The sequence below is a fragment of the Bifidobacteriaceae bacterium genome, from assembly GCA_031281585.1.
In the GTDB taxonomy this organism is placed as follows: Bacteria; Actinomycetota; Actinomycetes; order Actinomycetales; family WQXJ01; genus JAIRTF01.
Genome location: JAITFE010000056.1, coordinates 65,350 through 79,473, shown reverse-complemented (window position 1 = coordinate 79,473; position 14,124 = coordinate 65,350). Strand labels below are relative to the sequence as shown.

8 protein-coding genes are annotated in these 14,124 nt (G+C 67.4%); 6 read left to right on the top strand and 2 right to left on the bottom strand.

All coding sequences use genetic code 11. The features are described from left to right. The first annotated feature begins 35 nt into the window (after positions 1 to 35). From LBC97_06355 to LBC97_06345, 3 genes are read left to right on the top strand one after another with little or no spacing between them, the layout of a single operon-like run. Positions 36 to 986, top strand: a complete 951-nt coding sequence (locus LBC97_06355) for a site-specific tyrosine recombinase XerD (protein ID MDR2565670.1) — start codon at positions 36 to 38, stop codon at positions 984 to 986. 35 nt (positions 987 to 1,021) lie between these two features. Then, a complete protein-coding gene (locus LBC97_06350; GenBank protein MDR2565669.1) occupies positions 1,022 to 1,252 on the top strand; it encodes a DUF6364 family protein in 231 nt (76 codons plus the stop codon). Then, the gene (locus tag LBC97_06345) at positions 1,233 to 1,670 is read left to right on the top strand and encodes a PIN domain-containing protein (GenBank protein ID MDR2565668.1); all 438 of its coding nucleotides are present in this window, start codon (positions 1,233 to 1,235) and stop codon (positions 1,668 to 1,670) included. The genes LBC97_06350 and LBC97_06345 overlap by 20 nt, the downstream gene beginning before the upstream one ends. A gap of 80 nt (positions 1,671 to 1,750) precedes the next feature. Here the strand turns inward: LBC97_06345 and LBC97_06340 are convergent, their stop codons facing one another. Further along, positions 1,751 to 2,005 (bottom strand): hypothetical protein, encoded by a 255-nt coding sequence (locus LBC97_06340; GenBank protein MDR2565667.1) that lies wholly within the window; start codon positions 2,003 to 2,005, stop codon positions 1,751 to 1,753. A 215-nt stretch (positions 2,006 to 2,220) separates the two neighbouring features. On the opposite strand from LBC97_06340, the gene acnA reads away from it, so the two are divergent. Together acnA and dxs are read left to right on the top strand one after the other, a co-directional pair. Further along, complete coding sequence (acnA, locus tag LBC97_06335) at positions 2,221 to 4,965, top strand: aconitate hydratase AcnA (protein ID MDR2565666.1); 2,745 nt, start codon at positions 2,221 to 2,223, stop codon at positions 4,963 to 4,965. Between the two features lie 198 nt (positions 4,966 to 5,163). Then, positions 5,164 to 7,035 carry a 1-deoxy-D-xylulose-5-phosphate synthase gene (gene dxs / locus LBC97_06330; GenBank protein MDR2565665.1) on the top strand — a complete coding sequence of 624 codons (1,872 nt, stop codon included), beginning with the start codon at positions 5,164 to 5,166 and terminating at the stop codon, positions 7,033 to 7,035. 43 nt (positions 7,036 to 7,078) lie between these two features. Here dxs and LBC97_06325 read toward each other — a convergent pair whose 3' ends face one another. After that, positions 7,079 to 8,113, bottom strand: a complete 1,035-nt coding sequence (locus LBC97_06325) for a LacI family transcriptional regulator (GenBank protein MDR2565664.1) — start codon at positions 8,111 to 8,113, stop codon at positions 7,079 to 7,081. Positions 8,114 to 8,511: 398 nt separating this feature from the next. On the opposite strand from LBC97_06325, the gene LBC97_06320 reads away from it, so the two are divergent. After that, on the top strand, positions 8,512 to 14,097 hold the full coding sequence (locus tag LBC97_06320) for a glycoside hydrolase family 3 C-terminal domain-containing protein (GenBank protein ID MDR2565663.1): 5,586 nt from the start codon (positions 8,512 to 8,514) through the stop codon (positions 14,095 to 14,097). The last annotated feature ends 27 nt before the right edge of the window (positions 14,098 to 14,124 follow it).

Below are 14,124 nucleotides of genomic sequence, written 5' to 3'. Positions count from 1 at the left end.
CTGGGCCGATCCACCCGGTGCGCCAGTATTGAGATGTGCTGATCACGGCGGCTCGGAAGCGGTTCTTGGCCCACTTGCGGGTCGAGCGGGCGGTCAGCGCCGCCACTATCGAGGCCTACGAGCGCGACCTGGAGCGGTATTGCGCTTATGTGGGCCAGGTGGAGTTGGCGGCGGTCGGGCCGGCGGTGATCGAGGGGTTCCGGTCCGGGCTGGTCGCCTCCGGGTTGGCCGCCTCCTCGGTGGCGCGCGCCTTGTCCGCCGTGCGCGGCCTGCACAAATTCGCGTTCATGGAGGGCTGGACGCCGGACAACCCGGCGGCGGAGGTGAAGCCGCCCAAGGCGGGTTTGCGGCTGCCGAAGGCGCTGACCGTGGAGCAGGTCGAGTCTTTGATCGCCGCGTGCGGGGAGGACTTGACGGCGCGCGCCTTGGTCGAGTTGCTCTACGGCACGGGCGCGCGCGTCTCCGAGGCGCTTCAGCTGGATCTGGACGACCTCCCGGAAATGGGGACGGTACCTGTTTCTGGCAAGCCAGAAACAGGTACCGTCCCCATTTCCGATCCGATGCCCGCCGAACAGTCATGGGTGCGCGTGCTCGGCAAAGGCGGCAAAGAGCGGGTCATACCGATGGGCGTGTGCGCCCGCGTCGCGGTTGAGCACTACGTGGTGCGGGAGCGGCCGGCCCGTGTGGCGCGGGGCCGGGGCACCCCCGCCCTGCTGGTCGGCCCGCGCGGCCGCCGGTTGTCCCGACAGGCGGCGTTTGAGCTGGTCAGAGCTGCGGGCGTGGCGATCGGCCAGCCGCAGGCCACGCCGCACACGCTCCGCCACTCTTTCGCCACCCACCTGCTGCAAGGCGGCGCCGACATTCGCGTGGTCCAGGAGTTGCTGGGCCACTCCTCGGTCACGACGACTCAGATTTACACCAAGGTCACCCCGGAGCACCTGCGCGAGGTCTACGCGTCCGCGCACCCCCGCGCGCTCGGGGCATGACTGTGTAGCTGTGATACTGTGTGACTGTGAAGAATGTGACGTTGAGCGTGCCAGAGGACGTGTACCGGTCGGCCCGTATTCGCGCCGCGGAGGCGGGCACTTCGGTCAGCGCGCTGGTGGCGGCATATCTGCGGTCGCTGGGCGGGCCGGACGGGGAGTTCGAGCGGCTGGCCGAATTGCAGCGGCGGACCATGGCCTCCATCGGCGGCTTCTCCGCCCGCGACCGACTCGACCGCGAATCGGCGCATGACCGTGCGCTTCGTTGACACGAACGTGCTGCTGTACGCGATCTCCACCGACCCCGGGGAGGCGGACAAGGCGGCGGTGGCCCGCGACATCCTTGACGGCGCCGATCTGGCGCTGTCGGTCCAAGTGCTACAGGAGTTCTACGTCCAGGCGACCCGCGCCACCCGGGCCAATCCGGTGAGCCACGAGCAGGCCGCGGACTTGGTCGAATCGTTCACGCGCTTTCCCGTTCAGGATCTGACCCTGCCCGTTGTACGCAACGCCATGCGGACCCGCGAGCGCTACGGGCTGTCATATTGGGACGCCGCGATTATCGAGTCGGCGCGGACCCTCGGCTGCCGCGTCGTCTTGTCCGAGGACCTGGGCCATGGCCAAGAGTATGGGGGCATCACCGTTGTCAACCCGTTCCTTGGGGGCCAAGCCAATGCGGCCGCCTGACAATCCCGCGCCTTGCCCGCCGCCGGCGGGGACAGGAGCGGTTACGGGACCACAAGAAAAACGGTACCGTCCCCATTTTGTTAGGGATGGCGGGAGCGGCGGATCAGGCCCAGGACCAGTAGGTTCAGGCCGATCAGGAAGACCGTGGCGCCGACCACGCTGCCTGCGATCTCCCAGTGGGCGGAGTTGAGGCCGGCGCCCATCATGCCCAAGAGCCCCAGGCCGAAGTCGACTGCGGGGCTGATCACGATGAGCGCCACCCCGATTATCGGCATGGCGGGGCCCGGGCGTTTGCCCGCGTCAGCCCGGAGATCGGGCGCCATCACGCCTGCCATGGGGTCAAGCTAGACCGGGTGGCGCGTCTGGTTCAGCCGATTGTGATCCATCTCACATGGCGGCCAGCGCGGCCGTGCCCCGAAATGGTCAAGAGCCCACCAAAGGCGAGAGATAATTGGATGGAAAGGTAGTAGAGTAGCATTTACCTCGACGTCGAGATACATGCACCGGGCACCCCCGCGACGGGAAGCCCAGAAAGGGATTTTCCACACTCATGGCCTCACTTGATACATTCGGCGCCCGCTCGCAGTTGAGCGTTGGCGGCAACAACTACGAGATATTCCGCTTGAGCGCGGTCGCAGGGCTGGAGAAGCTGCCCTTCTCGCTCAAGATTCTGGCGGAGTCGATCCTGCGCAACGAGGACGGCGCCACCATCACGGCCGACCAGGTCAGGGCGCTCGCCAACTGGGATCCGGCCGCCGACCCGTCGGTCGAGATCCAGTTCACGCCAGCGCGCGTGGTGATGCAGGACTTCACCGGCGTGCCCTGTGTGGTGGATCTGGCCACCATGCGCGAGGCGGTGGCGGAACTGGGCGGCGACCCGAACAAGATCAACCCGCTCGCCCCCGCGGAGATGGTGATCGACCACTCGGTGATCATCGAGTACGCGGGCACCGACAAGGCCTTCGACCTCAACGTGGCCATCGAATACGACCGCAACCGCGAGCGCTACCAGTTCTTGCGCTGGGGCCAGGGCGCCTTCAGCGAGTTCAAAGTTGTGCCCCCCGGCACTGGCATTGTCCACCAAGTCAACATCGAGTACCTGGCGCGCGGCGTCATGGAGCGCGGCGGCCAGGCCTACCCGGACTCCTGCGTCGGCACCGACTCCCACACCACCATGGTCAACGGCCTGGGAATCCTGGGCTGGGGCGTGGGCGGGATCGAGGCGGAGGCCGCCATGCTGGGCCAGCCGGTCTCAATGCTGATCCCGCGCGTGGTGGGGTTCAAGCTGCACGGCGCCATCCCGCAGGGCGTGACCGCCACGGACGTGGTGCTGACCATCACCGAGAAGCTGCGCCAGCACGGCGTGGTCGGCAAGTTCGTCGAGTTCTACGGCGAGGGCGTCTCCCAGGTGCCGCTGGCCAACCGCGCCACGATCGGCAACATGAGCCCGGAGTTCGGCTCCACCTGCGGCATCTTCCCGGTTGACGGCGTCACCCTGGACTACTACCGCCTGACGGGCCGCTCCGAGGAGCAGGTCGCCCTGATCGAGGCCTACTGCAAGGAACAAGGCCTCTGGTTCGACCCGGCCAGCCCCGACTACGTGGAGCCGGTCTTCTCCGAATACCTGGACCTGGACCTGTCCACGGTGGTGCCGTCCATCGCCGGGCCGAAGCGGCCGCAGGACCGGATCGAACTCGCCCAGGCCAAACAGGCCTTCCGGCGGGACTTGCCGAACTACGCGGCGGATGTGGCGGCGGCGGCCGGGGACGAATCGGAAGCCGAATCCTTCCCGGCGTCCGACCCGGCGGCATCGGACCCCGTCAAAGCCAAGGCGGTCCCCGTGAGCGTGCCCGGCAAGGGCGAGTTCACGCTCAACCACGGCGACGTCTGCATCGCGTCGATCACGTCCTGCACCAACACGTCGAACCCGTCCGTGATGTTGGCGGCCGGCCTGCTGGCGCAAAAGGCCGCTGACAAGGGGCTCAAGTCGAAGCCCTGGGTGAAAACGTCCATGGCGCCCGGCTCCAAGGCCGTGACCGCCTACTACGACAAGGCGGGCCTGTGGCCGGCGCTGGACGCGCTGGGCTTCAACGTGGTGGGCTACGGCTGCACCACCTGCATTGGCAACTCGGGGCCGCTGGCGCCGGAAATCTCGCAGGCGATCGGGGAGAACGGCCTGGCCGTGACCGCTGTCCTGTCCGGCAACCGCAACTTCGAGGGCCGGATCGGGCCGGACATCGCCATGAACTACCTGGCCAGCCCGCCGTTGGTGGTGGCGTACGCGCTGGCGGGGACGCTCGACTTCGACTTCGAGACGGACCCGCTGGGCTTTGACCAGGACGGGCGGCCGGTTTTCCTGAAAGACGTCTGGCCCACGCCGGAGGAGGTCCAGGCGACCATCGACGCCACGATCTCGCGGGGCATGTACGAGGCGTCCTACGCGGACGTCTTCGCGGGCGACGAGCGCTGGCGCTCGCTGCCCACCCCCGAGGGCGCGGTCTTCGAATGGGACGACGCCTCCACGTACGTGCGCAAACCCCCCTACTTCGAGGGCATGGGGGCCGCGCCGGAGCCGGTGGCGGACATCGCCGGCGCCCGGGTGCTGGCCAAGCTGGGCGACTCGGTCACCACGGACCACATCTCCCCGGCCGGCAACATCAAGGCCGACTCGCCGGCCGGCCGCTACCTGGCGGACCACGGCGTGGCGGTGAAGGACTTCAACTCCTACGGCTCGCGCCGGGGCAACCACGAGGTCATGATGCGGGGCACGTTCGCCAACATCCGGCTGCGCAACCAATTGGTGGACGTGGCCGGCGGCTACACCGTCAACTTCTTGGACGGCGGCGTCCAGACCACCATCTTCGAAGCCGCCGAGGCATACAAGGCCGCCGGCGTCCCGCTGGTGGTGCTGGGCGGCAAGGAATACGGCACCGGGTCGTCCCGCGACTGGGCTGCCAAGGGCACGCTGCTTTTGGGGGTCAAGGCCGTCATCACCGAGTCGTTCGAGCGCATCCACCGTTCCAACCTGATCGGCATGGGCGTCCTCCCGCTGCAATTCCCGGCTGGCCAGTCGGCCGATTCGCTGGGGCTCGACGGCACGGAGGTGTTCGACATCCAGGGCGTTCAAGAGTTGAACAACGGCGTCACCCCCAAGACCGTCAGGGTCACGGCCACCAGGGCGGACGGCACGGCCGTGGTGTTCGATGCCGTGGTCCGTATCGACACGCCCGGCGAAGCCGACTACTATCGGAACGGCGGCATTTTGCAATTTGTATTGCGTCAACTGACCGCTTGAACGCTGGCCGCAGTGGGGTGAAGGGGCTTTCAAAACTCTGTCGGCCCAGCGTCTGAGGCGGGGCGTTCCGGTTCTTCCGGGCGCCCCGCCGTATTATTGAGGACCAGCAACGTTGAGGCACAACAACAGAAAGGTGCTGCGCTGTTGAATGCCGCGCGCAGGGATCTCGGCCGAGGCCGGACCCGCCCGCCCGGGACGGTGTTGTCCCAGGTGTCCAACCCAAGGCTGCTGAAGAAGCTGCCGCCGGAGCTGATCGGGGATTTGGCGGCGGACATCCGCGATTTCCTGGTGGACAAGGTGTCCAAAGCCGGCGGCCATCTGGGGCCGAACCTCGGGGTGGTGGAGTTGACCATAGCTCTGCACCGGGTGTTCGACTCGCCGCGAGACACCATCGTGTTCGACACGGGCCACATCGCCTACGTCCACAAGATCCTGACCGGCCGCCAGGACTTCGACCGTTTGCGGCAGGAGGGCGGCCTGTCCGGCTACCCGTCGCGGGCCGAATCGGTCCACGACGTGCTGGAGAACACCCACGCCTCCGCGGGGCTGTCCTGGGCGGCTGGGATAGCGGCCGGCCGGCGTCTGGCCGGGCAAACCGACCGCTTCACCGTGGTGGTGGTCGGGGACGGCGCCCTGACCGGGGGCATGAGCTGGGAGGCGTTGAACAACATCGCCGAATCAGACGAGGGGCGGCTGATCATAGTCGTCAACGACAACGGCCGCTCCTACGCGCCCACCATTGGCGGGCTGGCGCATCACCTGTCCGGGCTGCGCACCACGCCCTATTACGAGCGGCTGCTCGGCTGGGGCAAACGCCAACTGCGGTCCCACGGCGGCCGTTTTGGGCGCTTCGTTTACGGCGCCTTGCACGGTCTGAAGAAAGGCGTCAAGGACGTGGTGGCCCCGCAGGCCATGTTCGAGGATCTGGGCCTGAAATACATCGGCGCCGTGGACGGGCACGACGAGGCGGCCGTGGAACGGGCGTTGCAGCAGGCGAAGGCCTTCGGCGGCCCGGTCTTGGTCCACGTCATCACCGAGAAGGGGCGGGGCTACGTCCCCGCCGAGGGCCACGGGCCGGACCGTTTCCACTCCGTGGGCCGCATCCACCCGGAGACGGGCCTGCCGCTGGAGCCCTCGCGTTTCGGCTGGTCCTCGGTGTTCTCCGACGAGGTGGTGCGGATAGGGCGGAAGGATTCGTCGGTGGTGGCGATCACCGCCGCCATGTTGGAGCCGGTCGGATTGGTGCCTTTCGCGGCGGAGTTCCCGGACCGGGTCTTCGACGTGGGGATCGCCGAACAGCACGCCGCGGCGCTGGCCGCCGGGTTGGCCTTCGCCGGCGCGCACCCGGTGGTGGCCGTCTACGCCAGCTTCCTCAACCGCGCCTTCGACCAGGTCTTGATGGACTGCGCCCTGCACCGCGCGGGCGTCACCTTCGTGTTGGACCGCGCCGGCGTCACCGGCCACGACGGCCCCAGCCACAACGGCCAATGGGACTTGGCCCTGTTCCGCCTGGTCCCGGGCCTGCGCCTGGCCGCGCCCCGTGACGCCGCCACTCTGCGCCGGCTCTTGCGCGAAGCCGTCGCCGTGGCGGACGCCCCCACCGTCATCCGCTACCCCAAGGGTCCGATGCCGCGCGACCTGCCCGCGCTTAGCCGCCAGGACGGTTTGGACTTGCTTTTGCGGACGGGCCCCAACTCGGTGGTCTTGCTGGTCGGGATAGGCAATGAGACCGGCACGGCGTTGGCCGCAGCCGAACTGCTGGGGGAGCGCGGCGTGGCCGCAACCGTGGTGGACCCGGGCTGGGTCTACCCAGTGGCGGAGGGACTGCCGAGGTTGGCCGCCGCCCACGAACTGGTGGTGACGGTCGAGGACGGCATGGTCTCCGGGGGCGCGGGCGAGGCGATCGCCCGCGCGGTCGCCGCCGAGGGCCTGACCCTCCCGGTTGTCAACTGCGGCCTGGCGAAGCAGTTCTTCGCCCACGGCGACCGCGAGGACATCGCCGCAGGCCAGGGCCTGACGGCCCAGGCGGTCGCCGCCCGTGCCCTGGCGACTCTCCCGGCGGTCCTCTGACGGGTCCGAAAAACGGGGACGGTACCGTCCCCGTTTTTCGCGTTCAGTTGACGGGCGCCGGACCCGAACTGCCCCCGATCACAAGGCGGCAGGGCAGCAGGGCCAGCGTCGGCTCGCGCTCCACTCCCGGCGGCGCCTGAAGGGCCGCGATCAGCAGGCGGGCGCCCATGCGGCCCAGTTCGATCGCCTGGGGTTCAAGGGTTGTCAACCGGGGCCGGAACATCTCCGTGACGCGGGTCGAGGAGGCGATCGACACGACTGAGAAGTCACGGGGCACGTTCGCGCCGATTTGCTCTATGGCGCTGAGAACGCCGGCGGTCGCCCGGTCGTTCATGATGGCTATCCCGGTCAACTCCGGATCGGCCGCGATCAACTCGTGGAACGCGGCCTCCCCGGACTCGGTGTCCTCGCCGCACGGCCGCTCCAGGTACCCGACCGAGAATTCGGCGGCGGCTCGCCGGAAGCCAGCCGCCGCCCGCACGGACGGACCGTAGGAGGCCGAGACGTCCGAGGCCGAGTGGTTGAGAAAGGCGATTCTGCGGTGCCCCAGTTCGACCAGGTGCTTGACCGCGTCTCGGGCGGTCTGGTCGAAGTCGATGTCGGCGCAGTCGATCCCGTCTGGGTCCTGCGGCCGCCCGATCATTGAGAACGGGATGCCCGCGTCCCGGAGCAAGGCGATGCGCTCGTCGTTGAGGCGGACCTCCATCAGGATGGCCCCCGCGATCAGCCCGCCCTCGTTCAGCTCCGCCACCTGATCCGCGGTGTTCTGGTTTGTCACCGACAGGACCAGTTGGTGGTCCAGTTCCCTGGCGGCCTGCGCCGCGCCGGTCGCGAACTCCATCTCGGTGAAGCCGATTCCGCGCTGGGATGCGGGGAGCAGCAGCGCCACAATCCGGGACCGCCGACTAGCCAGGCTGCGCGCCAGCTCGTTGGGCTTGTACCCGAGTTCCGCGATGGCCTGGAGCACGCGCTGGCGGGTGGACGGCGAAATGGTTCGCTGGCCGCTGAGAGCGTAAGAAACTGTGCTGGGAGCGACTCTTGCCCTTCGCGCGACGTCGATCATGCGGGGATTCGCCACGGGCCTTCCTTTCGATTCGGCTGAAGGCAGCTTACGCCGCGCGTCGGCGAACTAACGAGGAGCGGCCCGGAGGGGCGCTCCACCGGAATGGAGCCCGTGCCGAAGCCCCTGATCAACAAGGTGGCCCGCGCTTGACAGGGTCACATTTTGGCTTCAGCTATTGACGCGCGAGACCCCGTGTGCAAGTATTCGAAGCGCTTCGAGTCTCACAGCGGGGGATGTTGGCTCGCTCAAATTCATCGGCAGTGATGCCGCAACGGCGAAGCTGCCGCTACCGAAGGGAATCAAAGGAGATGCACCAAACCGGTCGGCTAAGTGCCGCCAAACGAACTGTCGCGGCTTCGGTGGCTGCGGCGGTGGTTGCTTTTGGGTTGGTTACCACCCAGGACGTTCAGACTATGGCCGCGCCCGCCAGCGCGAGCGGCGTGGCATACCCGTTCCAAGACACCTCGCTCAGCGACGACGCACGCGTGAAGGACTTGATCTCGCGCCTCACCCTGGACGAGAAGGTGGGTCTGCTCCACCAGTTCAGCACAGCTATCATCCGCCTCGGCGTGCCCCAGTTCCGCACCGGCACGGAGGGCCTGCACGGACTGTCCTGGTTGGGCTATGCGACGGTTTTCCCGCAGAACACCGGCATAGCGATGACCTGGAACCCCGAACTGGCCGAGAAGATTGGCGACGTGGTGGGCGCGGAGGCGAGGGCTTACAACTCCGTGGACGCGCGCTTCAACGGGATCGACATTTGGGCCCCAGTGGTCGACCTTGCCCGTGATCCAAGGGCCGGACGTGCTTCGGAATCGATGGGCGAGGACGCCTATCTGACCGGCACCATGTCCTCCTCAATGGCTGCGGGCATCCAAGGCGGCGAAGACGGCTACTACCAGGCCATACCGACCTTGAAGCACTTCGCCGCCTACGGCCAGGAGTCGAACCGCACCGGGTATTCGGCCAACGCCGGCCCCCGGAACCTCTACGAGTACTACCTCCGGGCCTTCAGTCGCGGCATTGCGGACGGCAACGTCAACGGCATCATGACCGCCTACAACCTGGTCAACGGCAAGCCGACCATGGTGATGCCGGAAGTCATGAGCGAACTGTACGGCGAGTGGCTTGACGGCGGGTACGGCACGGGCGGCGGGTCCTTCTTCGCCGTGACCGACGCTGGATCCCCCGGGAACCTGTCCGGCTCGAACCTCTATTACCCCGCCAGCACCCTGGGGCAGGCCGCGTCGATGGCCGACTCGCTCAAGAACGGCATCGCCGTCATGACGCCGTCCGACACGGACACGCCTACCACCCGGCGCTGGTTCTACGAGGCGCTGGCCCGCGGCATGATCACAGAGGCGGACATCGACGAGGCCATCTACGGCATCTTGCTGGTCCGCCTCCACGCCGGCGACCTGGATGTGGACGCGGGCAACCCGTACAAGGCCTACAACAAGCTGAACGCGCTGGACACCGCAGAGAACCGGGCGGTCGCCGCCCAGGCGGCGAAGGAACAGGTGGTCTTGCTGAAGAACGAGGGTGGGATCCTGCCTTTGTCCAAGTCCGCCAACGTCGCCTTGGTCGGCCCGTTGGGAGATGAGAACTCCACGGACTTCTACGCGGGCACTTACCCCTACACCACGTTGATCAAGGACCAGATGGCCCAGAAGCTGGCGGGCTCCGGCTCGCTCGCGTTCAGCCGGGGCGTTGACACGGTGGCCTTCCAGGTCACCGGCACCTCCGCGACCACGGCCGTGACCGGCAAATTCCTGGTGACCGGGGCGACGGGCGCCGACCCGCTGACCGGCACCGGCACGTCATCGGCCGACCCGAAGGCCCAGTTCTACCTGTATGACTACGGCTACAACAACATGTTGCTCCGTTCGGTCGACACCGACCGGTACCTGGCCGCCCGCGGTTCTGGCAACACGCTGGTCGCCAACGCCGACCCACCAGGCTACGAAGGAGCCAACCGGGCCAGCCAGCAGTGGAGCACCGACCAGAACCTGGGCATTGTGCAACGGTCCGGCAACGTTGTCTCCCTGCGCTTCACCAAGGGCACGGGCGTGACGGCCACCACAGCGCAGCCTGCGGTTTACGTGAACCAGAATTCGCCCTACAACGTGCTCCACAACGGCAACAACACCTCCGCAAACCGGCAGTTCGAGTTGATCACGGTCCAGGACGGCGTTGACGATGCCGTCGCGAAGGCCACAGGCGCTGGAGTCGCCGTCGTCGCGGTTGGCGATCAGCCGCACTTGACCTCGCGCGAGACCTACGACCGGCAGGCGACCGCTCCCGACATCCAGTTGGCCCCCGAACAAGTCGAGTTGATCGACGCCGTCGCGGCGGCCAACCCGAACACTGTGGTCGTGATTGTGGGCTCCTACCCGTTCGACGTCAGCGCCGTCCAGGCAAACCCGAACGTCAAGGGCATTGTCTACACCAGCCATGCGGGCCAAGAACTCGGCACCGCCGTGGCGGACGTGCTGTTCGGCGACTACGCCCCGGCCGGCCGGCTGAACCAAACCTGGTATGCGGGCCTGGGCGATCTGCCGCCGATCACCGATTACGACATCATCAAGGGCAACCGCACTTACCAGTACTACGACGGCACGCCGATCTACGCGTTCGGTTACGGCCTGACCTACACGACCTTCGCCTATTCGGGCGTGACGCTGAACCCGGCGACGGTCGCAAACACCAACCTCAACGCCACCGTGCCCGTCACCGTGACCGTGTCCAACACGGGAACCAGGGCCAGCGACGAGGTGGTGCAGATCTACTCATCGTTCAACGGCGCCGCGAGTTCGCGGGTCGAGTACCCCAACCGGACGCTGGTCGGCTACAAGCGGATCAACGTGGGCGCGGGCCAGACCCAACAGGTCACAATCAACGTGTCCCTGCGCGACATGGCGATCTGGGATGCGGCCGGCGAGCGGTATTTCCTCGAGCCGGGCACCTACACCATCGCGGCGGCCCGGTCCTCGGCGACAGCCGACCAGCTGGCCTCCGCCAACCTGACGGTGACCGGCTCTGGGCTGCAACCGCGAGACCTCAGCACCGCCAAGTCCGCGTTCAACTTCGACGACTACTCGTTCACATCGGTGACGAGCACCGGCACGCAGGCGGACGTGATCCCGAGTTCGGTGCATGAGACCGACTCCTACGGAATCACCTACCGCGCCGCGACTGGCGGCTGGGTCAAGTACGCGGACGTCAACTTCGCATCCCAGACGGCCTTCGCAGTTCGGGCCTCCAACTCGAACGCCGCGCCGGTGGCTTTGGAGGTCTGGCGGGGCGGCCCGGACGCCGTCTCCGGCGGCACTCCGATGGGCACCATCAACATCCCGCCCACCGGTCACGTTCAGACCTTCGTGAGCGTGGGCGCCACCCTGGCGGCGGCTCCGTCCGGCACGGCCGACCTCTACCTGGTCAGCCCGTCGAGCGGCGTGTCTGTCGCCTGGTTGCGTCTTGGCGCGTCCTTCGCCTCGGCACAGAACTCCGACGTGTCGATCACCCCCAACCACTACAACACCAACATTGCGACCTCGCTGACGCGGTATCACGTCGAGGTTCCGGCGAAGATCGAACAACGGTCGGGTAACCTGGTGCTTGAGGCCAAGATCGCGGCACCCAGGGTTGTGACCGGCGCGGCGACGTGGACGGTGACGGATTTGTCGGGCAACCCGACCACTCTGGCCACTATCAACGCGAACGGACAGCTGACTGCGGCCGGCACGGCCGACGGCTTTGTGCGGGCGGTGGTCACCTACCCGACTACCGCTGGCCAGGCGTCGGCTTCGCTGGACGTGGCGCTGAGCAACCAGACCGTCGCGGCGGGCACCAATGCGGAAGCGGTCATCATCCGCAGTGGTTGGGATTCCCGGCCCAGCGACATCTCCTGGGGGCCGAACCAGTTCGACACCTTCGGGGCCATCCACCAGTACAAGGGCGAGTTGCTGCTGAGCGCGGTCACCTACCCGTTAGTCACCACCTCGACCCCGCGGCCGGTCACCTTCACCGTGGCCGACAAGAACGGCCAGCCGACCAACCTCGCTGAGATCGTTCCGGGCAGCGAGGGGGCCGGCTTCGTCGAGGGCCAGACCAGCGGGAACAACAACCGGGCCTACAACGCGACGCTGCGCGCCACGGGCAACGGCGACGGCGAGGTGTATGTGACTGCGACCACCAGCAACGGCCTGTCCTACACCTCTCGGATTGTCATCCAGGGCCAGGGGATCCGCACCGCGTATCCGCTGCGTTACGAGGCCGAGTTGTTCGACTCGGCAGGCAACGTGGACGGCGTCACCGTGGCCAACCTGCGCGCTGACAACGTCCACGGTGATGACGTCGGCTTGCAGCTCAACCGCATCCGCAACGGTGACTACGCCGTCTACAACCGGGTCTACATGAACGACCCGCAGGCGACGGAAATGACGTTGCGGTACGTGAAGGTGTCGACCGAGCCGGCCAAGATCACCGTCATGGCGGACGATCCGGTGACGGGGACCAAGCTGGGCGAGGTCGAGGTTGCGGGCACCTTGGATTTGGCGTCCGCCGCCGACTACCAGAACCCCGTCTACCACTGGCAGGATGTGACGTTCGAGTTGCAGCCTCTGGCCGGCGTGCACGATCTCTACTTCGTCTTCGAGGTGTCCTCGGCCATCCCGGACACGGATATCTCCAGCACCTACGGGGCTGTCGCCGGCTGGCTTGACCTGGGGATCAACTGGTTCACCATCCACGGGATCCAGCAGGGCGATCCGGTGGCGACCGCGAAGCAGGTCACCATCGGCGAGTCCGACGGCAACGGCACGCTCAAGTACGTGGTGTTGGACGCCGAACCGGTGGCCGATCCGGCGATCTCCACCGCCTCGATCGACCTGCTCTCGACTCAAATCGGCACGATCACCTCCGCTGATGGCGACGTCAGCGCGGCCGATGCCGTGGTGTTGTCTGACGGCAGAGTCCGGTTCGCGTCATCGGAGCCGGGCGTCTACGAGATTCCGGTCACCTACTACGACAACCTGGGCAAGACCGTGGCGGTGACGCACGTCGTCACCGTCCAGGCGATGCCCGCCGCGCAGGGCGGCCAAGCACTGATCGCCGAAGACGGCACGCACGCCTTCCCGGCGCCGGCTGGTGTCGGCTCCGCGACCGGCGCGGTGACCTCGCCGCCTGCGGCTGGAACCGTGAACGTTGACCCGAGCGGCGTTGTGACGTTTGACGCCGATGGCGTGCCGTCCGGCACGTACACCTTCGTGGTGACGTTCACCGACCAGCTTGGGCAGTCGGTCCCGGTCACCTACGTGGTCGCGGTGCAGGCTCCGCCCGCAGCGGGCGGGGGCTCCGCCACCGTGTCAGAGGGCGGCGAACACGCTTTCCAAGTCAATGTCGCCACGACTGGGAGCATTGTGGCCGGCACGGCCTCAGGCGTTCCGGCCGGCGCGACGGTCACAGTCGGCCTTGACGGCACCGTCGAGTTCGCGGCCGGAACGGCCGCCCCCGGGACCTACCAGTTCACCGTCACATGGGTCGACGACCTGGGCCAGACCGGCACCAGCGTGTTCACCGTGACCATCGAAGCTGGCGAGCACGGGGAACCCGGCGAACCGGGTGAGCCTGGAGAACCGGGTGAGCCCGGAGAACCCGGCTCACCCGGCGAGCCCGGTGAACCGGGCGGGCCTGGGGAACCCGGCGAACCTGGTCAGCCTGGAGAACCCGGCGAACCCGGTCAGCCTGGAGAACCCGGCGAACCCGGCCCGTCCGGCCCGCCTGGGCCCCCCGGACCTGCTGGTCCGTCTGGGCCTGCCGGGCCTCCCGGAACCAGAACGCCCAGCCCCAGCGGGTCAGCCGACGGCGAGGAAACCCTGCCAATCACCGGCGGCACCGCGATTTGGCCAACCACCGGTCTGGCGGCCCTGCTGATCCTGGTCGGAGGGTTTGCCGCAGCCGTCTCGCGCCGCCGGAAGCGGATTGGTGAGGTCGACTGATTGACTGACGGCCCCTTTTGGGTGGGG

Bases quoted from the DNA above. Each gene is read 5' to 3' on its own strand.
- LBC97_06340 (MDR2565667.1), bottom strand. From the start codon at position 2,005: ATGGCAGGCGTGATGGCGCCCGATCTCCGGGCTGACGCGGGCAAACGC.
- LBC97_06320 (MDR2565663.1), top strand. From the start codon at position 8,512: ATGGCCGCGCCCGCCAGCGCGAGCGGCGTGGCATACCCGTTCCAAGAC.
- LBC97_06345 (MDR2565668.1), top strand. From the start codon at position 1,233: ATGACCGTGCGCTTCGTTGACACGAACGTGCTGCTGTACGCGATCTCC.
- acnA (MDR2565666.1), top strand. From the start codon at position 2,221: ATGGCCTCACTTGATACATTCGGCGCCCGCTCGCAGTTGAGCGTTGGC.